Here is a 25,686-nt window from a genome sequence, read left to right on the forward strand (position 1 = left end):
TTCGGCGTCGCGCTGACAATCTTCATACACTGCCCTTCATAATGTTATCGAATTGGGTCTTCGAAATGCCAAACTCCGCGACGAGATTCTTGCGCAGTTCGCCGGCAAGCCTGCGTCTACGGACCTCTTCTCGCTGCGCTTTGTCCAAGACCGTCACCTTCTTCGACTTGGTGATTGGCCCAGGATCTTTCGGTCGATCTTCTCCAGTTGTGATCTTCCAGACAGTGGGCTCCGCAACACCAAAGTGCTCGGCGAGGGCGGCCAATGTCTCTCCAGCTGCGCGGCGAGTGCGCATCTCATTTACGTCGGCCATACTTAGGACAGAGCCGCCATGGTCAGATCCATAGACCTTGGTTCCATGCTTGATTGAGTCCTCGACGTTGCTCGCCTGAGTCCCATAGCGAAGGTTCCAGATGCTGTTGTTGGTCGGGTCACCATCGCTGTGACATACCACCAGTCCATCGGGGCGCGTTCCCATGAACGCCTCTGCGACCAGACTGTGAACGGTGCGACTGACACACTTGCCCCTGATGGACATCGTGACGACAGGGTATCCAAAAGGATGACGGCGCGTTTTCAGAATACGGCCTCTTATCAAGTATTGAACACCCCTAGACCCATCTACCAGGCGGCTTTCGCTCCTCACCCTACCTTCGCTGCTGACGGAATAGGCGCCCCATGTGTTCTGAACCGGCTTCCAAATCTCCATCATATTTCGAGTTCCAGACCGTGGCGGAGCGCTTCGGCAATTTGAACATACCTCTCTTCGCCCTTCACCTTGAACTTCGACATGCCGTGAACCACGCGCGTTGACCCATCTTCAAGGGTAATAGTGACAGTTCCGGCTACGGCACCATCGACAAACTTGTCTCGCTGGGTGGCCATCATCTTGGCGTCTTTCTTGCCGACCGCCTTGCGGAGGGTGTCGGCCTCACCGGGGGTGAAGCCCGACAGGACGCGGGCAACCTGCATGATCTGTTCCTGATACGCCATGACCCCATAGGTATCGCGCAGCACCGGTTCGAGGACCGGGTGCGGATAGGTCACCGTCTCCTTGCCGGCGCGGCGCTTGATGTAGCTCTCGGCCATGCCCGCATCGAGCGGGCCGGGACGGTTGAGGGCGTTGAGCGCGACCAGATCCTCGAAGGTGAGGGGCTTGGCCGCGGCCATGTCCTTGAGCAGGCGGCGCACCGAGCCACCTTCGAACTGGAAGATACCGGCGGTGCGGGCCTCGTTGAAGATTTCCAGCGCCTTGGGATCGTCGAGCGATATGGCATTGATGTCGATGCGCTTGGTGTGGCGCTTCATGATCAGCTTGATGGCGTGATCGAACATGTCGAGGGTCGCCAGACCGAGGACGTCGAGCTTGATCAGCCCCTGGTCCTCGCTGACCCGCTTGTCCCAGTTGATCACGCGGCTGCCACCACGGCGCTCGACCACCGAGCGTTCGGTCAGATCGCAGCCCGCGACCACCACACCGGCGGCGTGCGTGCCATAGCTGCGCATCTTGCCTTCGAGCTTGCAGGCGTTGCGCCACACCTGGGGATGGCGCCGGGCGAACTCCTGGATCTCGAAGGCGGTCTCGTGCGCTTCGGCCAGCGTGGCCGAAACACCGTGGGTGTCGCCAATGAACTTGGTCGCGCCCATCTGGTCCTGCGGCAGCGCAAAGATACGGCCGACGTCACGGATGGCCGAGCGCGCACCCATGGTGTTGTAGTTGACGATGCCTGCGACGCGCTCCTTGCCCCAGCGCTGTTCGAGATAGGCGATCACTTCCTCGCGCCGGGTGGACATGAAGTCGAGGTCGGCGTCGGGAAGGTCGAGGCGGTCGGGGTTGATGAAGCGTTCGAACAGGAGCTCGAAGCGGATCGGATCGACGTCGGTGATGCCGGTCAGGTAGGCGACCAGCGAGCCGCCGACCGAACCACGGCCAGGCCCGACGTAGATGCCCTGCGACTTGGCCCAGCGCACGAGGTCCGAGACGAGCAGGAAGTATTGCGAGAAGCCCAAGCGCTTGAGCGTCGCCAGTTCGAACTCCAGCCGGGGCAGGTAGGCGCTGGTCAGTTCCTGCGCGGATGGCACATGGGCGAACACCGGGGCCGAGAAGCGGGTGCGGAAACCTTCCTTGCACAGGCGCAGGAGCTCGTCGTCGGAGTCCGCGGCAATGATCGGCAGGCAGGGGTCTTGCTTGCTCCAGCGGTAGGCGCAGACCTCGACCAGGCGCTGCTGGTTGACGAGGCCCTTGGCGAACAGCGGGCCATGGTTGGTGCCATAGCGGTGCGTGAGCGCGCCGGCTGCCTTGATCGCGGCCTGCGCCATGTCGGTCGCGCTCATGGGCGCGTATTCGCTGGCTGGCTTGAGGTAATCGGCGAAGGGGCGGCGCTCGGCGATCCCGGCGTTGATCGAGAAGGCGTCACGGTCGCTGTGGTCGGTCCACAAGGTCGGCATGGTGACCAGCGGCTCGAAGCCCAGCGCGGTCGCTGTGGTCGCCCACTGGATCGCGTTCATGTTCTGCTGCGAGTAGTAAGGGGTGCTGCACGGGACGAGCTCATAGAAGCGCGCACAGAAACGGATCTGACCGCAAAGGTGTGCGAGTGCTGACCGGTGATCCGCGTCGCTCATGACGCTGTAGAAGTCACCAGTGCTGATTGCCAAGCAGTCGTGCGAGAGCAGGTTTGCAAGGTCGTCCCAGGTCACGCGCGGGACGTAGTAGAAGCGATCTTCCTCGAAGCCGCGCGAGAGCAGGCGATAGAGTGCGCGCACCCCTTCCTCGTTGACGGGATAGAGCTTGAGGAAGCAGGCACGGGCCTCCTTGTCGGCTTCGAGCACGACGCGGACGCGCACCCCGGTGAGCAGCTTGAGGTCGGCCTTGGCGAGCGTGTTGGTCGCCGCGATCAGCGAGGACAGGCTCATGGTCTCGACCACGCCGACCGTGTCGGTGCCAGCGTCCTGCGCCAGCTGGGGCAGGTCGTCCACGGCGATCACCGATTCCCCAAGCGAGAAGTCGGTGCGGACGTTGAGTAGCGGGTAGACGTTCATTTGAGCTCCACGATGGGACCGGTGCGCTCTACGCGCTCACAAGCGGTTAGGGTTGAAACGTGGTCGAACGCTATGCGTCGAGCGTAGGACGCGCTGTATGAGCAGCTTTGCACCAGTCCCATGCTAAGTTCTGCGACAGTGTGCGGTCGCTTTTTGAGCATCGAGACCACCGCGCCCATGCTCGGGTTGGCGGCGGCGAGCGCGTCGATCGGAGTGGTTGGGTCGGGCGTCGGGGCCGGGGGCCGGCCAACGCTGCGCTTGGGCACCGGGGGTTTGGGCAGCGCGTTGCGCCAGGCTTTGGCCATGGTGTGCCCGGTGCCGTCGTAAAATCGTTCCAGCAGCTTCATCAGGATGGGGAACCGGGCAGTCACCTTCGCGGCGCAGTCGTTGCGCGCGGGGCATGCCTTGCATGCGCTCGACTTGTCAGAGTAGGCGAGTGAAGATCCGAAACATCCGAGGGGCTGCATGCGTGTTGCTTTACACTAGAGGGTTGCGGGGATCAAGAAAAAACGGGGCGGACACTAGGCCCGCCCCAGGTGAGGAGGTCGGTCAAGCCGACGGGAGGTTCGGTTATCCGAAGATGCGCTGGGCGGTCTGCGACACGGCGTCAGCTTCGGTGGGTGACAGGCGGTTCGAGTAGGCAAGCTCGATACCGCGGCGGAACATGCCGCCCTTGACCATCGCAAGGGTAGCAGCGCGGATCAGTTCGCGCGGGCTGATCGGCAAGGTCAGTTCGCCGTCGGTATAAGCCTTGCGCGACTTCTCGGCGAAATCGACCAGCTTCTCGGCGATGTCCTGCGACAGGCCCAGACGACCGCGCAGAATGCCAATCTCGGTCTCGCGCGCCGGGTAGTTCGCCTGGATCGTGACACCGAAGCGCGAGTAGGCGGCGGCGTTACCGATCTTGGTCCCGGAGTAGAGGCCGGTATCGTCGCCCGAGCCGTTGGTGTTGCCCGTTGCTACGAAGCGGAACGCAGGGTGCGGCTTGATCATCCGCTGATGCTCAGGCGCTTCCTTGATGTAGAGCGGCTCGCCTTCGAGGACCGCCTGGTAGACTGCGATCACCGCAGCGTGGGCGAAGTCGTATTCGTCGGCGACGTAGGTCCAACCGTGGATCATGGCGAGAGCAAGCGGGCCAAGTTCAAACTCGGTGCCACCGTTGCGCACGACCATCTGGCCGATAATGTGCGATTCTTCCGTGGTCTCGGTGTGCTGGACGCGGACCCAGGGGCGGTTCGTGCGGGCCAGCACCTGCTTGACGAGGCTCGTCTTACCGGTGCCGTGCATGCCCCAGATCAGCAGCGGGTAGTTCAGCTGGATGGCCATGACCGCGTCCTTGAGCGAGCCAGCCTCGAACACGAAGCCAGGGTCAATCTCGGGGATCATTTCCTTGTCGGTCTCGGACATCCCTGCCAGGTCGCGGACCTCGATCATGATCGGGTCGCCCTGCGACTGACCGCGCGCCGGAGCCTTGCGCAGGTCGTCGGACAGCGGAAGCTCGAACACTTCGTGCATCGGCTTCATCACGACCGAGCCAGGCGGGGTGAAGGGGAGCACCTGCGCCACCATCTTCTGGGCGCTGGCTTCGGCCTGCTTGCGTTCCTTGACCTTGTTGGCGATCATCGCTTCGAGCGCAGGGCTCATGAGCGGGGCGCCGGGGTAGGTCTCGGAATAGCCTTCGACCGTGGTGCCGGGGTGGGCGGTTTCAAGGTGCTTGCCGATGTGGGGCACCTTCTCGCCGCAGATGCGGCACTCGATAAACTTTTCGTCGCTCACTAGAACCTCCTTGTTTTCAGCTTTGCTGCTGATGAATGTGTGTTACTTGCAATGCGCGATTCGCTCAAGTGGGAATGTGTGTGGCAATCACCATGCACTCACTTGCCAAGCAGGAGCTGCTTGAACAGCGCCAGGAGCTGGGTCGGCATTTCGGACAGGTCATTGATCACCATGGCGTTGGAGTAATATGCCTTCGGCCCGGCGTGCTGGATGCCGATACCGATCAGGTCGATACCCGCTGCCTCGATCATTTTCGTGACCTGGGCAGAGCGGCGCCGGGCCAGCAGTCCGTCGTAGCTGTTGTAGGGGTTCGCGGTCGGCTCGCCGTCGGTCATGGTGATCATGATCTTCCGCTGTTCCTTGCGTTGCAGCAGGCGGCGCGCAGCGAACTCGTTGGAGCAGGACTCAGGCGTCCCACCCATGTCGTTACCGGCGATGTCCATACCGCGGCGGTTGAACGAGTAGGCGAAGCGGCGCTGCACGTCGGGGGTCCAGCGTTCATCGAAGGTCTTGAAGCCGGGGATCGCGATGGGCTGGTGACGGTGGATCGTCGCGGTGCGCGATGCCTCGTCGAGTTCCTGGCGATACTTCTTGCTGCTCCATTCCTTGTAGTCGGGGTGCGCCGCGTTGGCGGTGGTGAAGCCCAGGCATTCAAACGCGATGCCGAGCCGGTTGAACACCGCTGCGAGGGCATAGGCGGTCTCGACCGCCAGCTGCAGGCGCGAACCGGTCATGGAGCCAGAGCAGTCGATCAGCAGCGACACGGCAGTGTCGAGGGCAGGGGCCTCCTGGCGGCGGAAGAACACGCGATCATCGCCAGCGAGGATGCGGTGCAGGTTGGCACCGTGCAGCTTGCCCCGGCGCAGGCCCGGCAGCCGCTTCGACATGGTCTTGGCGGCGATCAGCCGGCGCAGTTCCTTCTGCAGGGGGCCGGTGGTCGCCTGGACCGCCTGGTCAATCTCCGCGATCGAGGTCGAGGGCGGCGGGGTCACGTCGAGGATCTTGTCGTAGTCCTTCGTGAACACGTTCCAGCTGTCGTCCTCGTTGCCCGCCAGTTCGATTTCCTTGCGGATCAGATCGGTCAGGTTGCCGTCGAGGTCGCCAATATCTTCGATGTCGGACATGTTGACTTCGAGGATCTCGGGAGCGTCCTCGTCGTCGGCATCGTCATGGGCCGTTGCACCGCCCATGTTGTCGAAGCCGCCACCGTGCTGGCTGACATCGTAGTCGTCCTCATCCTCGTCGTCTGGGCCTTCGAGGTCGGACAGGTCGATCTGCGCGCCGTCCTCATCCTCGTCCCAGTTTTCGAGCATGGCCTCGATGCGCGCGGTGTCGGCGATATAGTCGGCCAGTTCCTGGTCGCGCTTGATCGCACGGTCCATCGCCGCGACGTATTGCTGGGGCCAGAGTGAACGGTCGGGGCCATAAGCATCGACAACGTCCATCGCCTCCAAAGTAGATAGATTGTAAAGCACGACTTAACCTCCGATCATGATCTCTTTGAGGCGGCGGCGAGCCGCTACCAGGAGATCCTTTACTTGTTCCTCGGTGCTTTGCGTCTGATTCGCTATTTCAGTTACGCTTAGCTTGTGTCGCTTATACAAGAACATAGCGCGGCGTTGAGTGGGTTCTAGCTGCTTGAGCGCGTCCGTGATCGAGACATTGTTCTTTCCATCGTCGCCGCTCTTGCTGCTACCATCATCCTTGCTGTCGCCGGTGCCGCCGCGGTGATCGCCGTCCTCGTCGCCGTCGCCCGAGCACTCGTCGTCGTCCTCGTCGCCGTCGCCGTCGTCGTAGCCATCGCCCTTGCCGTGACCGGTGCCCTTGTCGTCCTTGTCACCAGGCTCGCCCTCGTCACCATCGTCACCAGGCTCACCGTCCGCGCCAGACCCTGCGTCGCCATCCTCGTCGCCATCCTCGTCGCCAGGCTGGCCGTCGTCACCCTCTTCGCCTGCCTCGTCACCAGGCTGGCTGTCGCCGTCCTGATCACCATCCTCGTCGCCGGGCTCACCCGGCTGCGGGGACTGCTGGGCGCTGGAGTCCTGATCCTCGTCGTCCTCGTCCATGTCGGTCGGGGCCTGCTGGGCGCTCTCGATGTCTTCCTTTGGCATCATCTGCTCAAGCTCGGCGATGATGTCCGTGACGATCCCCTCGACGTCGGCGAAGGTCTCCATGTCGCGCAGACGGCGCGAGAGCTTGGGCATGCGCTTGAGCAGCGGGGCGAAGTATTGCCAGTAGCCCATGTCATCCATGAACTTCTGAAAGTCCTTCTGACCGGCAAGACCGCGCATCGCGGGCACCATCACACCGAAGAACTGGCGCGAGGGGTTACCGGTCGCGACGGCTTCAGCGCAGGACGGGGCGATCATTTGCGGAATGAAGAACTGATACATCCGCTCCAGGTTGTGCTTCATGCCGGGCAGCTGACGCGGGACCAGCTTTTCGAGGCGAATATCCTCGACGATGTTGGCCAGCACACCGACGTGGCGGTTGCCGTTGGCGAAGTTGACTGCGCGGGTGAAGGGGGTGACCAGCATGTGCCCAAGCTCGTGGTCGAGGAAGCCGTGCATCGCCTGGACCAGGATCTCGCTGGGCTCGTCACCGACCTCGGGAAGGACCATGCGAATCACCTTGCCGCCGCGCACTTCGACGCGGGGCTGGAAGCCGCGAAACTGGACGTTGACGCCCTCGCCCGCCAGCATGATCACCGTCTTGCGCAGGCTGTCCTTGAACGAGACTGCTCTCAATTTCGCCTGAACCACCGAATCACTCCTCGTTTTGTGTGTGTCGTTTTGTATGCGCTCTACATAACGAAAAGCGCGCAAAGCTCTAGTGGCTTCGCGCGCTTTCGTGCTGGCTTATGCAGCCACTCGCAAATATGCAGGACGAAGATACCGCTGATAACACGCACCCGGTTCGAGGAAGACCACACAATCCCCCGAAGCCGACATGAACATCATGGCCTCAGCAAAATACAGGGTGACCCCGTAGACGCCAGAGTGCCGCGCGAACCACTGCTCACCGGCATCGGCGAGGCAGAAATCCTCGTAGTTCAAGGTGTGTGGGCCCCACACGGTTGTGGGGCCGTAGTCGATATTCTTCCTGCATTGTGTCATTGTCTTTCCCGAAATTAAGCACCGTGGTGCGCCGCCCATCCATGGCGGCCTTCAAGCAATCCAATTCCAACATTGCAAGTGTGTTGTTCGCTACAAATTTATTAACCCAATGAAGTGATGTAATCCTGCACCTTTTTCATTTCCGCAGGAGACAGCCCATCGGGGCGCACGCGGCGAATGTGTTCGATGAGGGGCACTTCGGCCATGCGCACGAATCGACGCGCACTGTTGCGATCGGCGACCGCCTCACGCAGCACGTTGATCACCGGCATCGGGAGCTCGTCGAGCGGCATCCCAGCGATCGACTCAAGCTCGGCCGCCAGGGTGCTGGGAGTGGTGCTTTGCGCCTTGCCCTTGCCGTAGCTGGCTAGAATCCGGCGGAAGTCGATGTTGGGGTGGCGCTGTTCCATCACGGCCATGATGAAGATCGCCGGGTCCATGCCGAGGAGACGGGCAAAGTCGAGCGAGCGGTCGATCGGGATCGGCACACGGCCCGAGGCCATATGACTGAGGACAACCGAGGTCTTGTAATTGAGCAGCCGAGCGACGTGGCGCTGAGACCAGCCCTTTTCCTCATTCACTTTGTCCAGACCGGCAGCCAGCATCTTTGCCGCTTCGGTGTTGGCCAGGGGGTAGTCGCCCTGGAGAGAGGTGGTGGCGTCGATAGCCGTTGCGCGAGGCATTAGGGTTGTATCCTTTGTTTGTGTGTGTTGCCCCTGCGCTATTGCAAGCGCGAAACTGTGTGTCAACAAACAAACAAACACGCACCGCGCCCTATTTTAGAACGCAGCGTGAACAGGCGCAGATTTACGCGCTTGCCAGATGTGATTTTCCCAAGCGAAAAGTTACGTCCCGTTAATAGGGACTCTTCAATTTCGCGCGGATTTCGAGATTCCGACTGTAGGGAACCGCGAGTCGTATGCTTTTCCTGATGATGTCCGGTGTCACTTCTGCGGGGTCTTTGCCCGGCGGGAGTAGGGCGATACGTGCGTGGAAGCCCAGGTTGGTCAGTCTGCCGGCCGCATGGACCGCCGACTGGAACGCCTGCTTCTCGCCGTCCCACATGATTGTGATCGTATGTAGCCCGCTCCCTCGCAGCCCTTGCAGTGCTTGCAGTTGTGTCATGTTACCCTCTACGTAGTCAAGCGTAAGTTTTTTACCGAATGACCCGCCAGCACCGATTCCACGCAAGGAGTGATCGCCGTCGATGGCGTCCTGGATGGCGATGCAGTCGAAGGCACCTTCGCCGAGAACCAGGTGCGACCAGCGCTCGGCAGCGGCACGATGGCCGTTGTAGATGTAGCGCGCCGTAGAGGGCAGGCGCGAGGGGAACAGATACTTGGGTTCTTGCTGCCCGGTGATGTCGCGGCCCTGGAACGTGACCAACGTGCCGTCGAGGTCGTAGATCGGGATCAGAATGCGATCGTTGAACACGCGGCGCTGGTCGGCGCCAGTCTCGTCCTTGAACGCCCAGAACCCCTGGTAGCACATGCGCAGGCCGAAAGCGCGTGCCGTAGCCACCGAGACGCCGCGGTCAGCGAGGTAGGGCAGGTTGCCGTCGGGGATTGGCACGCTGGTCGGCAGCTTGATCGCGCCTTCCACTGGCGGTGCCACGACCCTCTTCTCGCGCTTGGGCTTGGGGCGCCAGCCGCCGACGCGGGCAATCTCGTCGAACTTGGCTCCGACCACGCGGCTGTCGGTGGTGTCGAGCAGCGCCTTGGCGAAGGTCCACAGGTTGAAGCTCACCCCGCATGAGCCGTGAAAGCAGTTGCCGTAGCCGGTGTCGCGGCTCAGGTAGACCTTCCAGCTGTCACCGCCGCACACCGGACAGGTTTTGATGTTGAACTGCGGGCCGCGGCTGCCAGAGGTTGCACGGTATTCAACCGCCTCGTGGTCGAGGAACTCCTCGGCAGTGACCTGGGTATAGCCGCTGTCCTGCCTCATGACCGCCTCGTAAATTCACCGTGCATGTCAGAGGCGGCCAGGCGGCGAGCCTCTACTGCCTCGTCCAGTGTCTTGAACTGGCCAAGGCAGATATTTTTGCCGTTAATACCGATGGTCGCCTGAAACCTGCCGCGCGACCTTATGAAGCTGACACCCGTGTGCCCGGTCGAACTATTGCGCGATACGCCCCGGTTTGCTCCATTTTGCGCTCTTGTAGCCAGACGGAGGTTCGCGATGCGGTTGTTCAACCCGTCCCCGTCTCGGTGGTCTACCTCGCGCTCATCAGGAAGGTGGCCATTTTCGAAAAGCCAGGCAAGGCGGTGGGCCAAATACCTTCGCCTGTGAATGGTGATGGCGACGTAATCCCCCTGGATGCAGCCTGCCACCTTGCCCCTTGCGACACCCGGTCGCGAGACGACCCAAGTGAACACGCCTGTTGAAGGATCGTAGTCGAGCTGCTCCCGTAGCTGCTGCTGAGTGATCTGGCACATCAGTCATACCCGACAAATGATATGAGGAAGCGCATGCAGCCGAGATCCTGGCTGAAGCGCATGCGCAGCCCGCTTTCGGCGTTACGCATTTCGGAGAAGTAGAGCACGACCTCGCCGTTCTGCCGGTCGTCGGGCGAGGCGTTGATCGTGATCAGCACGTCGGCGGTGCGGACGGCTTCGTAGTCTTCGGCGGCGTCGGTGCCGTCTGTGACGTTGCGCTGGGCTTTCTTGGCCCCTTCGCGGTTGGTCTGGTAGGCGGTCAGCACGGCCGCATTGAACACGGTGCCCAGCGCGCGGAGGTCTTGGCCGATTTCAGCCAGGCCGAAGCGCTTGTTGTCGCCGTAGTTCATTTCCGGCCGCATGATGCCGAGGTAATCGACGACGATCATGTCGTAGCTGATCCCGGCTGCTTCCTTTTTCTTGAGGACGCGGGTCAGCTCCGAGACCTTGAGGGTGCGGATCGGGAATGCCTGGACGTCGAGCCGGCCCATGCCGGGAGTTGCTTCCCACTGCGCCAGCGCCGCTTCGACTTCGCGCTCGCGGGCGACGAGATCCTTCATCGGCACCCCGGAGATATTGGCGTCGGAGCGATTGCCGATAATCTCCTCGGAAACTTCGCACGAGGCGTAGAACACGTTGTGCCCGGCTGCCGCCGCGGCAATCGCGAACTGGATCATGCCTGCGGTCTTACCGCCCTTTGGCGGGGCCATGAGGATCGAGAGTTCCTTGCGGCCCCAGCCGTTCCACGGGGTCAGCTGCTTGTCGAGTTCAGGCATCCCGGTGGTGATCCCGCCGCCCGTAGCCGAACCTTGGGCTACCTGGCGGCGGCGGGCGATGCGGTCAGCGCGGGTGGTGGTGAAGTCCATCGCCTCGACGTGATCGACCGCGCCGACCGACTTGGCTTCATCGACCACCTTGAGCGCGTTGTCGATCTTGGTGGGGTCGTGGGTGTCGAGCGCGTCGGCCATGGTCATGGTCGCATTGAGCAGCGCCTGGTGCCGGGCGAACTCGGCAATCGTGTCGATCACGAATTGGCGGTCCTTGAGCGGGTGGCGGTGGATCACCGCCAGCAGCCGCTGGACCTCGGTCATGTCGGCGATCTTGACCCGCTTGGCGGCGAGCTCACGCTGCAACACCTGGACGAAGGTGCCCAGCGTGCAGCAGGCGTTATACTTTGCCAGGTAGCCGCCTTGCACGGCGACCAGCGCCTGCAGCGTCTCGCTGTCGAAGTATTCCGGCTTGACGAGCGAGCCGACCGCGGACACGAAAACGTCGTCGCGGAAATAATGGGCAGCAAGCTGCTCCTGGAATGCTTGGTCGAAAGTGGTCATGTGGCCCTGCGTGTGTGTCGTTACGCACATACTGTGCGCAGACGTTCGTGTCAATCGGTGGCGTTACACGGTCAGTCGTTTTGCGCGGGTCAAGGCGTAGTCAGAGAACATCTGGGCAGCGTCTGCTTCGGGCAGCTGCGGGGCCTGGTAGACGACCTGGGCGAGGGCGCGCGGGTTGCCACGGTGGGCATACAGCTGGTCCTTGAGCCAGTCGCGGTAGTCATCCTGCACCACCGCGCCCTCGTAGCGGTCGAGGCGGTAGATCGGGTGCTTGGCGTAGATGAAGCGGTCCTTGCACAGCTGCTGCCAGGCGTAGAGCACCTGGGCCGCCATCTTGTCCGAGTATAGTTGGTTGGGGCGGGGCAGACGCTTCCACGCCGTGTCGATCGCGATCTGAAATGCCAGCCGTATGTAGTGGTCGTAAGGGATGCCCAGCGCGTCGGCGGTGAGCATGGCGTTCCACATGCCGCTGATGTGGGTGCGGTCACGCTCCCAGATGGTCATGGCGGTAAAGTAAAACTCGCCCATGCCGATCGCGCCGACCCCTTGCGTGCTGTTGCGGGTGCGACGGTGCGCCAGCAGCTGCTTGGCGTAGACCTTGAACAGGCTGTAGTAGTGGTGCGCGAACAGCATGAAGCTGTGGCCTGGCGCCATCAGGCGGTAGTCCCACCAGCGGTGGGCGTAGGCGTCCGAGACATCGCGGATGTGGCGCTTCTGGACGTGGGCTGCAATCAGCCCTTCGATCCCGCCAGCCGGCTGTGTGCTGCACGGGAAGTTCCCGTGCAGCGTGATCATCATCTGTGCGTCATCCGGCGTCAGCGCCGAGGTATTTGAGGAGGCCGTCATGCCCTACGGGTTCCTTGCTGGGTTGAGGTTGGAAGAAATCGCGGCTGCGATCGCGGTAACGGAGGAGAATGTCGCGCGAGAGGCCCGAGCGAACGATGTCGTCCACGTCGAAGGTGACGTAGCCGACCTGGGGGTGACCCTTCATGCGGTGCCAGGCGTCCTCAAAGCCCGAGTAGCCGGAAATGTCCTTCTGCTCGGCCGGGTCGCCATCGACGATCACCTTGCAGTTCTCACCGATGCGGGTGAGGAACAGCTTCATCTGCGGGACCGTGGCGTTCTGGGCTTCGTCGAACAGCACCCAGCAATCCTTGAAGGTGTGGCCGCGCAGGAAGCCGAGCGGGGCGATCTTGATCTTGCCGTTCTTGAGGAACATTTCGACATGGCCGGCGCCAAGGCGTTCTTCGAGCACGGCCTTGACCGGGGCGAAGAACGGGGCCCACTTCTCGTCGAGTTCGCCCGGCAGGTGGCCGTATTCTTCTTCGGCCTCGACCGAGGGGCGGGTGACGATGATGGTGTCGATGTCGCCGTTGATCAGCGCTTGTGCCGCCATCGCTGCGGCGACATAGGTCTTGCCGGTGCCCATCGGGCCGTTGCAGAAGATCAGGTCGTAGGAGTTGATGGCGTTGACGTAAGCGGCCTGGGCTTCAGTCTTGGGTTCCATCGGCTTCTTGGAGCGCTGGGTGCGCGGGGCAGTGTGCAGCAGATTGTCGCTGGGCAGGTCGAACGTGCGAACACGCTTCGAAGACCGGTCGTTCTGCCTCGAATTCTTAGCCATCAGAAACTCCAGATGTGTGTGTTGTATAGCATGCAGTTTAACACACGCAACCTGGAATTTCGCCGATTGACTTTCGTTTTGTGCAATGGCCACCCCGCGCAAATGCGGCGGGGCGTTTCGCCATTACTTGCGGCGGTTAAGCGGGGCGAACCAGCGCCCGTTCATCATGGTCAGGATGACGCGGGCACCGTTCTGATACATCGCTGTGTGGGCGTGCGCCCATGAGCTCAAGCCGCGGTTGTAGCCCATGTCGAGACTGCCCGAGACGCCGTTGACATAGGCCCCGTCGATGATCTGCGGCGAATGGGTATGGCCGGTGACCGACTTGGAGCCCATCTTGGTATAGTGCCGCGGGTTGCCGCGCGCCCCGTTCGCGCCGAGGTGGCCGTGCATGGCGAACTCGGTGCCGAGGATCATGTAGCTGTCGTCCTCCGAAACGAACTCGACGCCGGCCAGGGCATCGACCTGGAAGTCGCGCAGGACTTGCTCGAAGATCGCCGGGTCGCTCACCCCATCCGCCAGCTGCCGGTAGTAGCTGGTCTGGGTCTCCAGGAAGAACAGCGCGTTGACCGGGTCGTTGCGGTAGTCCGCTTCCTTGAGCCAGCGCAGCAGCGCGTTGTCGTGGTTCGACTGGATCACCTTGGTCGAGACGAAGTCCCGCCGGGTCTCGGCCAGGAACTCCGAACAGCCCAGCAGTGCCAGTTCGACGTTGTCCACGCCTTGCTGGTGGGTCTTGAACAGGAAGTGCGGGTCTTTGATGTTGTGGTGGTTGCGCGGCGCGAAGTCGGACAGGTCGTGGAAGAACTGGTGGCGCGGGCGCAGCCGGTCGAGCAGCGTGTTCTGGCGGGTGATGGTCTTGCTCGTCTCGACATCGTAGCCCCAGGTGGTCAGCGCCACTTCGGCGTCGAGCTTCTCGTGGTGGATGTCGCCGTAGGACAGCGCCTCGACATGGTGGCCGGTGGTGACGTTGCCTGCCTCGACGCGGCGGTCGAGGTCGTAGAAGCCGCCTTCGAGCTCGCCCAGACCATCGGCGTGGAGGTGGCGGCAGAAGAACGCGCCATTGGGCATGAGTTCGACCAGGACCGCGCCGATCTGGTGGTGGAAGCTCGCCTTGATCCCTGCCTTCATCTGCAGGTAGTTGGGCATGGTGATGCAGCCGGTGGTCATCAGCTGCTTGGTGCGGGCCATCTTGGCGGTCGCCACCGATTGCAGCTGGATCTTGGCGTGAGGGAAGATGCCCCACTTGTCGCGGGTGTAGGTCTCGAAGCCCGAAAGCGGGGTGACCGCCGTAGGGACGGTGTTCATTTCACCGCAGAACACCAGGCCATCGCCGACCTGGATCTGGTCGTGGGTGAGATACTGCCAGATGCGCTCGTGCCAGTAGACCGTGTCCGAGTGCTTCTCGTGATCGGTGAACAGCTTCTTGGAGTAGGTGAAGCCGGCGATATGGATCTGGCAGTTGCCGAGCCACTGGGCATAGGCTTCGAGGTTGCCGAGGAAGTCCTCATGGATCTCGCTGGCGTCCTGCGCCGAGGTGAAGATGAAGTAGCGGGTCTTGGTCTTGAGCGGGTCATAGACCACCGGCTCGATCAGGTCGCGCTTGTAGAATTGCGGAGCGTCGTCCTCGCTGTCCTCGTCATCGACGATCAGCGGCGGGGCGCCCTTGCCGGTGCCGACGCGGCTGATCAGTTCGGGGACTTCGAGGCCATTGTCGCGCAGCGAGCGCATTTCACCGGCCCGGTTGCGCACTGTCTTGGCGCTGCAGCCCAGTTCGGCGGCGACATGTTCGATCGAGGGAAAGCGCTCAAGATCGTTGTAAGCCGCGGCGAAGCGGGTATCAAAAGCTCGGTTTGTCAAATTCTTGCCCTAGTGTTGTTGTGTTATTTTGTATGCACTTAGCGCGCCAGTTCGAAGTGCGGTGAATCGGTCTCGCCCTTTTCACGGAAGTTGCCATCGCGGTCCCAGTCGGCGCCCCAGCGGATCGGGATGCCGAGCTCCTTCGAGGCCTGGAACATGGCCTGCGCCATCTTTTCAAACAGCTTGACGTCGTTCCAGCTGCCGGGGAACAGGTCCACCGCGTGGCCGTAGCCGGTGACCTTGTTGCGGAAGTGGTTGGACTTCAGCGTCCAGGTGACAATCGGGCCTGGCGTGGTGCGCCCCTGGGCATACAGCTGCTTCTGGCGCGCTTCAGTGCGCACACCCTCGATCACCGAGAAGTCGGGGCCACCGGTCTGGCTGCAGATTTGCAAGGCGCGGTTGACCACCTTGACCATGTCAGGGTGGACGCCGAGCAGGTTGTCACGCGAGCGCTTGCCGAATGCGTAGGCCATTACTTGAGATCCGAGTTGTCGATGGGGTTCGAAGTCTCGCCCACGTTCTTGCCAAAGGTCGGCAGGAAGGTGCGGGCGATGTGAGTGGCCACCTTGAGCGGCTTCTCGGCGAATTCCTTGGAGGCGTTGGTCACCCCGATCAGGAGGTTCTCGGTCATCACCGCGGACACGCCGCAGATGATCAGGAGATACTTGCTATCGGCCCAGATCTGCCCGGCGATCCACGACCCGGCACCGCCGAGAATGCAGCCGGTCAGCAGCGACCACCAGTTGCGGCGGGCACCCGAGACGATCGACTGCAGGATCACCAGGATCACCCCAGACGTGAAGGTCCACATCTGGTGGGGGATTTCGAGATCAGGAATTTGCATGGCGACGCTTTCCCCAGAGGAACTTGTCCGTCGGCCCGACTTCCTTGGCGAGGGTCGAGGCAACGAAAGCGTGCGCACAGGTCAGGAGGAACCCAGCTACGCTATGAATGACCATCCACTTGACGTCGCCGGGGCGCGGTTGACCGAAGTTGGCAATGCCGTAGTCAACCAGGAAGCCGGAATGGCAGATCGAGAAGATCGTCGAAGTGACCACCCACAGGTAGAGAATGGCGTTTCTCTTGCCGCGGAAGTAGTCGCGAACCTCGAACTGCCAATGGCGACCGGACCCTACGGCAAAAATGCCGGATAGGGCCGCGATCGAGGTCATCAGGATAGCGAGGAAGATCATGGGCGCTTACCCTGCAGGCGGGGGAGGGGCGACCGGTTCGGGTGCTGGTTCTGGGGCCACGAAGCGGCTATCCGGGGTCGGGTCGGCAGCGCCGTAGCTGAAGGTGGTGCGTTCGAGTGCCTGGCACATTTTCAGGCCGCGCTGGTCCACGCCAAGCCCGTAGAAGCCGTTCTGTGCAGCGAAACGACCGATGCTGGCCGCAGTCTGGCGGGTGGCCAGATCGAGCGAACCGCCGTTGGCATATGCGAATTCGAGGAAGTGCGAAACGCGCTCCGGCGGGACCGGCGAACCGATAACGCCATCCAGGGCTGCCTGGAGTTCGGGCGCAACAGCATCGCGGACTGCAAGGTAGGCGCCGCTGATGGCCACGTTCGCATCAGAGAAACTGGCAATTTCCATGTTAAACCCTATTCTGTATGTGTGTCGTCAACTATACACCAGACGTGCTAATTGGTCAACAAAGTCGCGGGGTCACAGGCTCAGCGCTGGGTTGATCTCCCCGAAGCGCATGACCGCCTCGATGCAGGTTTCCGCGCCGGTCAGCCCGATGTCCGCGAGAACGTGCTCGGGGACATTGCTGGCGGCCAGCGTGGTCTTGCTGTCGAAGATCGGCGGGAACGCGATCCAGTTGTGGCCGCATTCCCCGTGCGGACTTTCCAGCACCATCAGGTTCCAGTTCTCGCCCGCTGGACCGTGGCTGTTAAGCTCGATCCAGTGGTGCGTCCCGTGGTGGCAGTCTTCGAGCTTGGGCATGTCGTCGTCGTGGACGAGGTAGTAGCGCTTCATGGTTTTGCCGTCCCATTGTGGTTGAGGAGGTTGGCGGCACCGGCGTAGTGGAGGTGATCCCCGCCTACGTCGATGCCCACCAGATCGGCCTCGTCATGGCACAGTTCGAGGCCGGTCACTTGAATATGGTCGCCTTCAGCCATTAGCCAGTCGCCCAGCTTGAGGTCGCGGGCCTTGAGGTCGCTGCGGCTGCCAGCGCGGTAGAGGCCGTGCTCCGGGGTTACGCGGGCTACTTCGGCTCCGTGCGAATAGACCACGATCCAGTTGGAGCAGCGGCGACGAGCAATGCCCAGCACCGGGATCAGCCCGCTCGGCGAAGGAACGAGGTCACCGACCTTGAGTTCGCCCGCGCGCTTGTCCCCGATCACCATGCTGGGGTGCATGCAGTATTCAATGCCACCACCACCACCGCCGCCGGTGCCGGAAGAGGTCGTGGTGACGTTGAACGAACCCATCGGGACGTTGCCGCGCAGATAGGACTGCGCCGCGGCTTGGGCACGGCCGGTCCCGCTGTAGGCATAGGCGGGGGTGCCGTAGGCCGATGCAGTGGTGACGAAGGTGATCGACGCGGACGATCCCCCGTTGTCGGCGAAGTATGGGTAGACGCGATAAGTCACGCCCGAAGACAGGCCGGTGATCGCCTGCGAGCCGGAAGCAACCGCGATGGTTGTGCCATCGGCACGGTATACCGTCATGGCCGGCCAGCTGATCGTCACCGAATTGGTGGTCGAGGAGTAGGTGAAGCTGTTGTCGGGCACGGTCGGCGGGATCGAGCCGATCGTGCTGATGTCAGCCGTGCCCAGGTTCACCGCGTTCTTGGTCGCCAGCGCGCCTTGGTTGGTGATGCCCGAGGCCGTGCCCTGTGCGGTCACGACCGCCGCTTCGGTGACAGCCGTAGTTCCGTCGTCACGCTGCAGGGTGGTGATCTTGCGATCGGTCACCCGGCTGAGGCTCGACAGGTTGCCAGCCGTATCGAGATAGGCAACGCGCTGCGAGTAGACGGTCGGAGTGTCCCCGCTGTAGGTGGCCCATGCCGTCTGACCCGAAATGCCCGATGCGGTGCCGAGCGAGGTGATGGCCATCGCTTCGGTCAGCGCCGTGGTTCCGTCTGCCCGCTGCAGATAGGTCATCTTGCGGTCGGTGATCCGGTTCAGCGCAGCAAGGTTGCCAGCCGTATCGAGATAGGCGACGCGCTGCGAGTAGACCGTGGGGCTATCCCCGCCGTAGGTCGCCCACGCCGTCTGGTTGGTGATCGAAGCGGCCACGCCTTCAGCAGTGCGGATTTCCGCCTGGGTCATCGCAGTGGTGCCGTCGGTGCGGAAGATGTCCGTGCCGGCCGTAGCGCCGACCGTGGCGCGCTCTGCTGTGGTCGCGAGACGCACGGCGGTAAATTCACCCCAGTCAGCCGAGGTCTTGCCGCTCAGCCCGAAGGTCACGATCATCTGCACGTGGGTAGCGCCAGCCGGGACCATGATCGAGTGGTCGATCTTGGTCCACGTCGTTCCCGGCGTGATATACCAGGTGCCGACGACATTTGAGCCCGCTCCCGCATAGCCGCTCGCCGCATTGATGAAGCTGAACTGGATATACATCGGGATGCCGGTGGCCGAGGCCCGCGCCCATGCCGACGCCCACAACTTGGTCGCGCCGTTGAGGGCGATCGTTCCGTTGTTGGGGTTGATCCCTACGTTGGCGGCGGAAGCCCCGGTGCAGCGCGCCGCAAATCGGCCCGGCGCGCCCGAAGCCTGGGCCACAACCGAGATATTGCTGATCTCTGCCGTGGGGATTGTCCAGCTGGTCAGCCCGTCGAGAAACTCGCCGTTGACCACCCGGTTTTCGCTCGCGGTGGCGCCGATATCCAGGCCCATCATCTTCGGGTGACGGTCAGCGTTGATTTCGGTCAGCGAGAGGGTCAGACCGGTAATGTCGCCGATCAGGCCAATCGGGGTGCGAGCGCGCAGCCGGATATTGTTAAGCTGGACGACGCCGACCGGAAGGTCGGCGAAGCCCGTAACCAGCACCCATCGGTTTGCAGGGGCATTGACGCGGGTTGTGCCCGCCCCGTCGAGGAAGCCGTTGTGCATCGAGTTCTGGATCGAGGCTGCGCCGACAAAGGTGCCCGCCGAATTGACGCCGTCCCAGCTGAGGATCGTGATGTTTGACGTGGTCGGCGCACCGTTAAAACGCTGCCAGTAGCTATAATAGATACGGCGCTGACCGGAGTGGATCGGGATGTTGGTGCTGTAGCGCGCTTCGCCGAAGATAATATCGGTGCCAGCGGTGTTGTCGGCGCGAATGAACGGCCCCGGATCGCCTGTCGAAGGGGCGACGCGCGCCGCGGTCGTGAGGGTCCAGCCGGTCGTGTCGGTGATGAAGCTGGAGTTCTGGATCAGGTTGGTGCCAGCCGTGGCGCCTGCCTGAATGCCTTCGAGCTTCGCGGGCAGAGTGGTGGCGTAGGTTGCCCACGCGCTCTGGCCGGTGATTGCAGCAGCCGTGCCCAGCGAGGTCACCACATCAGCTTCGGCCACTGCGGTCGCCCCGTCTGCCCGCTGGAGCAGCGTCAAGCGACGGTTTACGATGCGGTCGATCCCAGCCAGGTTGCCGCTGGTATCAAGCCCAGCGACGCGCTGGCTGTAAACCGTAGGGGTGTCCCCAGCATAGGTTGCCCATGCAGTCTGGTTGGTGATCGCGGACGCAGTGCCCTGCGCAGTCACCACCGCGGCTTCGGTGACTGCGGTCGTGCCATCGGCACGGTAAAGCAGCGTGAGCTTGCGGTCGGTTACCCGGTTGAGGCTGGAGAGGTTGCCCGAGGTGTCGAGGCCAGCGACACGCGAGGCGTAGGTTGAAGGGCTGTCACCCGTATAGGTCGCCCATGCAGTCTGGTTGGCGATCGCCGAGGCCGTGCCGAGAGAGGTGAGCACGTCAGCATCGGCAATCGCAGTCGTCCCGTCCGCACGGCGCAGCAGGTTGATGCGGCGGTTAGTAATGCGGTCGATGCCCGAGAGATTGCCGGCAGTGTCGAGGCCAGCCACACGCTGCGAGTAAACAGTGGGGCTATCACCGTTGTAGGTGGCCCATGCGGTCTGGCCACTGATAGCCGAAGCCGTGCCCGAAGAGGTGATGATGTCGTTGTCGCCGAGGAAGGCGTTCCCGGCGTTATTCGACAGGTTGACCCCCGACTGTGCGCCGAGCGTGGCCGCGTTTTCGGTCGTGGCGACGCGCACCCCGTGGATCGACAGCGCCGTGCTGGTGCCGAGCGTGGACGTGACCAGCACGCGGTAGGTGACGGCGCGCTGCGGGATCGGCACCGTCGCCTTCTTGAACAGCCACGCATTGGTGCTGCCGGGAGAGAGCAGGGCAGGCTGGTTGCCGAGGAAGGTGTTATTCTCGTCGTAGAAGTAAACCAGCACGCGCCAGTAGCCCGAGCCGTTGCCGCGCACGTTGGCCGAGGCGAACAGCTTGTCAGTCCCCGCCGGGATCGGCATGTAGGCGGCATTGTTGGCCCACGCCTGACCGCCGCTGACCGTCACGTTCCAGTAAAAGCCCGGATCGGTCGCGGTCGGCGCGGTGCGGGTGATGTTGGTGAGCGTGGACCACTCGTTCGTGCCATCACGCAGGGTCGCGTTGCGGATCAGGTTTTCCGAGGCGGTCGCGTAGCTTTCCGGCTTGTCCGTCCCGGTGATCTGGGTGGACCAGGTGGCGGCGTTGACCGTGGCGAGCGCGCCCTGGCCGGTGATGGCCGCGGCGGTCCCCGACGAGGTGATGATGTCGTTGTCGCCCAGCGTAACGCTGCCGGCATTGTTGGTCAGGTTGACGCCGGCCACCGCACCGACCGTCGCAGTGTTCTCGGTCGTGGCAACGCGCAGCCCGTGAAGCGAAACGTAGAGGCCAGCGCCCAGCTGCGGGCGAATGGCGACCGTGTAGGTGGCCGCGCGGGCCGGGATCGTGACGGTGGCGCGCTTGAACACCCATGCGTCTGTGTTGCCCGAATAGAGCGCGGCGCTGGGGTTGTTAATCAGGGTGCCCGCTTCGTTGTAGAAGTAGAACAGCACCTGGTAGTAGGGGTTGCCGCCCCCGCCGCCCTTGATGTTGGCCGAGATGAACAGCCTGTCCGCGCCAGAGGGGAGCGGGAACTTGATCGTGTTGTTGGCGAACACGCTGCCGCCAGAAGCGGTCGCGTGCCAGTAAGCGCCAGGATCGCCGGTGGTCGGCGCGGTCAGGGTCACACCGTTCGGGGTGCCCCAGTCGGCCGCGTTGTTCTGCAACGTCGAGTTGCGGACCATATTGTCCGAGACGCTGGCGTAGTTGTCGGGCTTTTCGTTGCCGGTCACCTGATTGAGCCAGGTAACGCTGCCCTGCGTGGCGAGCGCGCCCTGATTGGTGATCGCGGCTGCGGTGCCGAGCGAGGTCACCACAGCAGCCTCAGTGACGCCCGTTACGCCGTCTGCCCGGTTGAGCAGATTGATCCGGCGGTTGGTGATGCGGTCGATGCTGGAGAATTCACCCGTAGAGGCGAGATACTGGACGCGGCCCGAATAGGTCGTGGGGCTGTCACCGTTGTAGGTCGCCCATGCGGTCTGGCCGGTGATCCCCGAGGAGATCCGGCCTTCGGTGACGTTAGCGCCAGGCTCTTGCGGGCGCAGCTGGTAAAGGCTGCCACTGGGCGCGGTGATCGAGAATGCGGTGGATTCGAACCAGGTGGACTGCGAGGTCGCGCTGATCGAGCGGACCCGCGCGTGGTAAGTGCCCGGCTCCAGGCCCGGCACGTTGACCATCAGGCCGTAGATCGTCTGGCTGCCGAAGGCGATCCAGTCGGTGTCGGCGGTCTTCTTGTATTGGAACTCGTAGCCCTGGATGCCGGTGGTGTCGGCCGGGGCCGTCCACACGAACCGAACCTTGCCAGTGGCTTCGAAGTTGAGCAGCGAGTAGCCGAGGCTCTGCGGCGCGTCGAGGGTGGCATAGGCCACGTCGAGCGTGCCGGCGATCGCCGGGGCAGCGGCCAGCGGAGCGCGCAGGCCATTGACGTTCTTGGCAACGACGCGGAATTCGACGTCGTCGCTCGGCGACAGCTGGACGGTATATTCGTTGCCGCCGTCGGTCGTCCCGATGAAGCGCTCGGCCCCGCCATTGAGCGACAGGTAAACGTCGGCGCCGCCGTAGTTGATGATGTGGCCCGAGTTCCAGTGAACCCGGCAGTTGATGATGCTGCGGTTGGCTTCCGCCTTGACCTCGTAGTCGAACATCAGGCCGCGGACCTGGTCCACGACCATGTCGCTCAGACGCGCCACCGGAGTAGGCAGGTCGAGCTCGGGCGCAGCATAGACGCCTTCGTTGTATTCGACGAACGACAGGCGGCGCTTGTCGAGCCCGTCGCCGCTGATCCCGGTCAGCACGTAGGGGCGGCGCACCTGGGTGACCTTGCCCAGCACATAGACCGCGAGCGGCCCAGCGGGCTTCGACAGCGCACTGGCGAGGGTAACGCGGGTGGTGTTTGCGCTAAGCGCGGTAACCGAGGAGACGTTGCGTTCCTCGATCACGTCGAGGTTGTAGAGCTTGACCGACTGGCCCGCCGCGAAGTCGGTGGCGTCGTCGAGGTGCAGCGTGTCGTAGGTCGCGCCCTTCTCGACCTTGTAGACCGAGACGTCGGCGGTGCCGTCCTGCGAGGTGACGCGCTTGACGGTATCCTGGGTGATCTTGGCGTTGGTCGGGACCAGCAGCTTGTTGCCGACCTTGCTGTTCACCGTGTAGCTGCCGAGGTCGAGCACGTCGTGACGGACCATGATCGAATAGGTCTGGCCCGCTTCGAGCGTGATGGCCTGGTCAATGTCCACCTGGGTCGTGCTGGCGATGGTATTGCCGAGCACGCGGCCCTGATACGTCCAGTCGATCAGCGGATGCTGGATGAGGGCAACGTCGCCCAGCAGCATCGAGATCGACTCCAGGCTGGTCGAGAAGCTGACCGTGCGGACCAGCAGGCGGTTGGAATAGACCATCCGCCACAGTTCCTTCTTCGCCTGGTCAGCGTTATCGACGCCTTGCAGGGTCAGCTGAATCTTGCGCGGGACTTCATTGTAGGTGACCGCCTTGGGGTCCACATACTTGATGTTCTTCTGCTTGTTCCGGTCGGTCTTGTCGAAGTAGGACACTTCGAACTCGTTCGCGCGGTCGTTCATCGCCAGGTAGGTGACCTGGAAATCATTGCCGGTGATGTTGGCCGAGGAGAACAGCTGGACCGGGTTGCGCGGCTTGTCGATCGCTACCGAGATCCGGGTGCCGAACGGGATCGGCACGGCATGGCCAACGCGCAGCACCTGGCGCAGGGCATCGCCGAGGTTCGAACCGGTGTCGAACACGCCGTTGAAGCTGATCGAGTTGGCGGTGCAGTATTCGGCCAGCGCTACGAAGGCCGGGAAGTCGATGCGGGTCGTCGGCAGACCGGCGCCGCGCGCTTCGCTGAGCAGGATGTCGAGCGCAATCCACGCCGGGTTGTTCGACCAGCGCTTGACGGTCGGGTTGCCGGCCGCATCGTATTCCTGCAGCAGGCAGCCCTTCACGCGGGCAGTGACCTGGGGAATCTGGTTCAGCTGATCGCTCAGCTTGACCTTGAGGCCCAGATACGCCGTGTGGCGCAGGGTCATCGGGTCGCAGTCGATTTCTGCAACGTCGGTCAGGTAGACTTCGTCGAGGATGTATTCGTCGGTGGACTCGGTGGTCGTGCGGCGGATCGAGACTTCGTAGTAGCCGCGGGCAACGCGGCCCGAAGTGAACGAGGCGCGGATCTGGCGCGCACGGTTGTCGCTGACCGTGCCACTGCCGCTACCGCCCTTGGGGTAGGTGGTGACCGCGTCGATCTCGGCGCCATTGACGCCGCGGATTTCGTAATCGACGTCCTGGTTGGCCGGGCTGATCTGGAACAGGCGGCGCGCATAGGGGCGCTGGGTGCCGCCAAGGATGTTGCCGGCCGGCTCGACCATGAAGTCGTGCTTGCCGGCATCTTCGAGGATCGTGCCCGCCTGGGTCCAGTTGGTAGCGCCAACCGGACGATATTCTACCGCCGGGGTGAAGTTGCTCGACGCGCCAATCGGGGCACGCGCGTTGATGATCAGCTTCTGGCCGATCTGCCAGGCAGCCATCAGCCCGCCCTTGTAATAGGTGCGCGGGTCGGTCTGGTCGAGGTTCACCCAGCTACCCGTCGCGTTGCCATTGGCGTCGGTCGGGCGATACTGCATTTCAAACTGGACGGTGCGCTTGTGGTGCGTGCCCTTCTTCTTGTCGATGCTCACCAGGCCCTTGGGGAACATCAGGTCGAAGCGGACCATGTCCACCGGCTGCGTCGTCTTGTGCGTGGTGTAGGTCGTGGTCAGCTTGACCGACTTGTTCTTCTGGACAATCGAGCGGCCGAACCAGGAACTGATGTCCTGCGTCGCCGTGCCCTTCTTGATGTCGGTCTGGACACCCTGGAAGTTTTCGATCGGCTGTTCGTTCAGTTCGATGTCGTAGACGCCCTCGATTTCCCCGTCGTTGAGGATCGAGCGGAGGTAGAGATACTGGGTGTCTCCGACGTTCTCGGTGTAGACGTCGGCGAAGTTACCGGCGCAGCGGAACTCGCCGTAGACCACCGGGAAGGGAATGCCTTCGGTGGAGCTGTTCTTGGCGCCGTCGATGCCGTAGGACTTGCCTTCATCTTCCGCCTGCTTGGGCGGGCGGGGCATGAGCAGCAGCGCGCCGACCAGGCCGCCGATTGCAGCGCCGATTGCAGCACCGACCACGCCGCCGAGCATTGCGCCGACCACCGCGCCAGCAACGACCAGCGCGATCTTGAGGATCGACTTGACCGCGTCACCTTGCGGGACCAGCAGCAGGGCGATGCGGTCGCCCTTGGCCACGGGCAGGGCCGCGAACTGTTCCGGCTCGACCTCGACCCCGTTGTGGAACACCATCCACGATGCGTCCTCGGGCAGACCCTCCAGATAGTCGGAGAGCATCAGGCCCTCGCGGTAGTCCAGCTTCTCGATCTGGACCTCACGCGGGGTGAAGGGATTGTAGAGGATGCGCGCCTCGACGTAGTCGGGCACTTCCTCGCTCACCGGCGGCAGGTTTGACGATACGGCCAGCATCGAGGTGGCGGCGAGCAAGTTAGACATAGTCGTAGAATCCGATCGGACGGAAGCCGGAGTTGTTCAGGCGCTCGACGCAGACGCCGGTGCCTTGGGTCGTGTGCAGGAAGCTGTTCTCGTCGAGCACGAAGCCGACGTGGGCGCCGATCCCCTCGACGCGGAAAGTGACCAGCGAGCCCGGCGTCCCAGCCGGGACCGGGGTGAACTTGCGCGATCCGTCCGTGACGATGTCAGCGACCTCCTCCAGCGTGCCGGGGGATTCGAAGTCGGGGATTTCCTTGCCAGCGCGGGCGAACATTTCGCGGACCAGGCCGTAGCAATCGTAGCTGTCGGGCCCGCGTCCACCACGCGCGAAAGGGATACCAAAAAGGTCGCTGAAATCGGGGAGTGCCATACCCCTATTATCGCATGTGTG

20 protein-coding genes are annotated in these 25,686 nt (G+C 62.9%); all 20 read right to left on the reverse strand.

What is annotated here, in order from left to right; all coding sequences use genetic code 11:
• Window positions 1–22: 22 nt before the first annotated feature.
• On the reverse strand, window positions 23–712 hold the full coding sequence (locus ACQKOE_RS07610; RefSeq protein WP_427512250.1) for an HNH endonuclease: 690 nt from the start codon (window positions 710–712) through the stop codon (window positions 23–25).
• Window positions 709–3,039, reverse strand: coding sequence for a DNA polymerase III subunit alpha (gene dnaE, locus ACQKOE_RS07615; protein ID WP_427512251.1), 2,331 nt, complete (start codon window positions 3,037–3,039; stop codon window positions 709–711). The genes ACQKOE_RS07610 and dnaE overlap by 4 nt, the downstream gene beginning before the upstream one ends.
• Window positions 3,036–3,386 (reverse strand): hypothetical protein, encoded by a 351-nt coding sequence (locus tag ACQKOE_RS07620; RefSeq protein WP_427512252.1) that lies wholly within the window; start codon window positions 3,384–3,386, stop codon window positions 3,036–3,038. The genes dnaE and ACQKOE_RS07620 overlap by 4 nt, the downstream gene beginning before the upstream one ends.
• A gap of 223 nt (window positions 3,387–3,609) precedes the next feature.
• Window positions 3,610–4,815, reverse strand: coding sequence for an AAA family ATPase (locus tag ACQKOE_RS07625; RefSeq protein ID WP_427512253.1), 1,206 nt, complete (start codon window positions 4,813–4,815; stop codon window positions 3,610–3,612).
• 98 nt (window positions 4,816–4,913) lie between these two features.
• Window positions 4,914–6,290, reverse strand: coding sequence for a cobaltochelatase CobT-related protein (locus ACQKOE_RS07630; protein WP_427512254.1), 1,377 nt, complete (start codon window positions 6,288–6,290; stop codon window positions 4,914–4,916).
• Between the two features lie 3 nt (window positions 6,291–6,293).
• Window positions 6,294–7,577, reverse strand: a complete 1,284-nt coding sequence (locus tag ACQKOE_RS07635) for a sigma-70 family RNA polymerase sigma factor (protein WP_427512255.1) — start codon at window positions 7,575–7,577, stop codon at window positions 6,294–6,296.
• Window positions 7,578–8,032: 455 nt separating this feature from the next.
• On the reverse strand, window positions 8,033–8,614 hold the full coding sequence (locus ACQKOE_RS07640) for a helix-turn-helix domain-containing protein (RefSeq protein ID WP_427512256.1): 582 nt from the start codon (window positions 8,612–8,614) through the stop codon (window positions 8,033–8,035).
• Between the two features lie 172 nt (window positions 8,615–8,786).
• Complete coding sequence (locus tag ACQKOE_RS07645) at window positions 8,787–9,875, reverse strand: hypothetical protein (protein WP_427512257.1); 1,089 nt, start codon at window positions 9,873–9,875, stop codon at window positions 8,787–8,789.
• The gene (locus tag ACQKOE_RS07650) at window positions 9,872–10,366 is read right to left on the reverse strand and encodes an HNH endonuclease (RefSeq protein WP_427512258.1); all 495 of its coding nucleotides are present in this window, start codon (window positions 10,364–10,366) and stop codon (window positions 9,872–9,874) included. The genes ACQKOE_RS07645 and ACQKOE_RS07650 overlap by 4 nt, the downstream gene beginning before the upstream one ends.
• Complete coding sequence (locus ACQKOE_RS07655; RefSeq protein WP_427512259.1) at window positions 10,366–11,697, reverse strand: DnaB-like helicase C-terminal domain-containing protein; 1,332 nt, start codon at window positions 11,695–11,697, stop codon at window positions 10,366–10,368. Before ACQKOE_RS07655 ends, ACQKOE_RS07650 begins: the two co-directional genes overlap by 1 nt.
• 63 nt (window positions 11,698–11,760) lie before the next feature.
• Window positions 11,761–12,543, reverse strand: coding sequence for a hypothetical protein (locus ACQKOE_RS07660; protein ID WP_427512260.1), 783 nt, complete (start codon window positions 12,541–12,543; stop codon window positions 11,761–11,763).
• Window positions 12,503–13,318, reverse strand: a complete 816-nt coding sequence (locus ACQKOE_RS07665; RefSeq protein ID WP_427512261.1) for a PhoH family protein — start codon at window positions 13,316–13,318, stop codon at window positions 12,503–12,505. Before ACQKOE_RS07665 ends, ACQKOE_RS07660 begins: the two co-directional genes overlap by 41 nt.
• A gap of 123 nt (window positions 13,319–13,441) precedes the next feature.
• The gene (locus ACQKOE_RS07670) at window positions 13,442–15,175 is read right to left on the reverse strand and encodes a hypothetical protein (protein ID WP_427512262.1); all 1,734 of its coding nucleotides are present in this window, start codon (window positions 15,173–15,175) and stop codon (window positions 13,442–13,444) included.
• A gap of 38 nt (window positions 15,176–15,213) precedes the next feature.
• On the reverse strand, window positions 15,214–15,648 hold the full coding sequence (locus tag ACQKOE_RS07675) for a M15 family metallopeptidase (protein WP_427512263.1): 435 nt from the start codon (window positions 15,646–15,648) through the stop codon (window positions 15,214–15,216).
• The gene (locus tag ACQKOE_RS07680; RefSeq protein ID WP_427512264.1) at window positions 15,648–16,019 is read right to left on the reverse strand and encodes a hypothetical protein; all 372 of its coding nucleotides are present in this window, start codon (window positions 16,017–16,019) and stop codon (window positions 15,648–15,650) included. Before ACQKOE_RS07680 ends, ACQKOE_RS07675 begins: the two co-directional genes overlap by 1 nt.
• On the reverse strand, window positions 16,006–16,368 hold the full coding sequence (locus ACQKOE_RS07685; RefSeq protein WP_427512265.1) for a hypothetical protein: 363 nt from the start codon (window positions 16,366–16,368) through the stop codon (window positions 16,006–16,008). The genes ACQKOE_RS07680 and ACQKOE_RS07685 overlap by 14 nt, the downstream gene beginning before the upstream one ends.
• A gap of 6 nt (window positions 16,369–16,374) precedes the next feature.
• On the reverse strand, window positions 16,375–16,767 hold the full coding sequence (locus tag ACQKOE_RS07690) for a hypothetical protein (RefSeq protein ID WP_427512266.1): 393 nt from the start codon (window positions 16,765–16,767) through the stop codon (window positions 16,375–16,377).
• Between the two features lie 72 nt (window positions 16,768–16,839).
• The gene (locus ACQKOE_RS07695; RefSeq protein WP_427512267.1) at window positions 16,840–17,154 is read right to left on the reverse strand and encodes a hypothetical protein; all 315 of its coding nucleotides are present in this window, start codon (window positions 17,152–17,154) and stop codon (window positions 16,840–16,842) included.
• Entirely contained in the window at window positions 17,151–25,298 is an 8,148-nt protein-coding gene (locus tag ACQKOE_RS07700) for a hypothetical protein (RefSeq protein ID WP_427512268.1), read from the reverse strand. Before ACQKOE_RS07700 ends, ACQKOE_RS07695 begins: the two co-directional genes overlap by 4 nt.
• Window positions 25,291–25,665, reverse strand: a complete 375-nt coding sequence (locus ACQKOE_RS07705) for an NlpC/P60 family protein (RefSeq protein WP_427512269.1) — start codon at window positions 25,663–25,665, stop codon at window positions 25,291–25,293. The genes ACQKOE_RS07700 and ACQKOE_RS07705 overlap by 8 nt, the downstream gene beginning before the upstream one ends.
• Window positions 25,666–25,686: the final 21 nt, after the last annotated feature.

This window comes from Novosphingobium sp. NPDC080210 (assembly GCF_050281025.1).
GTDB lineage: Bacteria > Pseudomonadota > Alphaproteobacteria > Sphingomonadales > Sphingomonadaceae > Novosphingobium.

Coding starts and splice junctions, on each gene's coding strand:
- ACQKOE_RS07705 (WP_427512269.1), bottom strand. CDS start 25,665: ATGGCACTCCCCGATTTCAGCGACCTTTTTGGTATCCCTTTCGCGCGT.
- ACQKOE_RS07665 (WP_427512261.1), bottom strand. CDS start 13,318: ATGGCTAAGAATTCGAGGCAGAACGACCGGTCTTCGAAGCGTGTTCGC.
- ACQKOE_RS07690 (WP_427512266.1), bottom strand. CDS start 16,767: ATGGAAATTGCCAGTTTCTCTGATGCGAACGTGGCCATCAGCGGCGCC.
- ACQKOE_RS07695 (WP_427512267.1), bottom strand. CDS start 17,154: ATGAAGCGCTACTACCTCGTCCACGACGACGACATGCCCAAGCTCGAA.
- ACQKOE_RS07655 (WP_427512259.1), bottom strand. CDS start 11,697: ATGACCACTTTCGACCAAGCATTCCAGGAGCAGCTTGCTGCCCATTAT.
- ACQKOE_RS07650 (WP_427512258.1), bottom strand. CDS start 10,366: ATGTGCCAGATCACTCAGCAGCAGCTACGGGAGCAGCTCGACTACGAT.
- ACQKOE_RS07640 (WP_427512256.1), bottom strand. CDS start 8,614: ATGCCTCGCGCAACGGCTATCGACGCCACCACCTCTCTCCAGGGCGAC.
- ACQKOE_RS07645 (WP_427512257.1), bottom strand. CDS start 9,875: ATGAGGCAGGACAGCGGCTATACCCAGGTCACTGCCGAGGAGTTCCTC.
- ACQKOE_RS07685 (WP_427512265.1), bottom strand. CDS start 16,368: ATGATCTTCCTCGCTATCCTGATGACCTCGATCGCGGCCCTATCCGGC.
- ACQKOE_RS07660 (WP_427512260.1), bottom strand. CDS start 12,543: ATGACGGCCTCCTCAAATACCTCGGCGCTGACGCCGGATGACGCACAG.
- ACQKOE_RS07675 (WP_427512263.1), bottom strand. CDS start 15,648: ATGGCCTACGCATTCGGCAAGCGCTCGCGTGACAACCTGCTCGGCGTC.
- ACQKOE_RS07610 (WP_427512250.1), bottom strand. CDS start 712: ATGATGGAGATTTGGAAGCCGGTTCAGAACACATGGGGCGCCTATTCC.
- ACQKOE_RS07680 (WP_427512264.1), bottom strand. CDS start 16,019: ATGCAAATTCCTGATCTCGAAATCCCCCACCAGATGTGGACCTTCACG.
- dnaE (WP_427512251.1), bottom strand. CDS start 3,039: ATGAACGTCTACCCGCTACTCAACGTCCGCACCGACTTCTCGCTTGGG.
- ACQKOE_RS07700 (WP_427512268.1), bottom strand. CDS start 25,298: ATGTCTAACTTGCTCGCCGCCACCTCGATGCTGGCCGTATCGTCAAAC.
- ACQKOE_RS07620 (WP_427512252.1), bottom strand. CDS start 3,386: ATGAAGCTGCTGGAACGATTTTACGACGGCACCGGGCACACCATGGCC.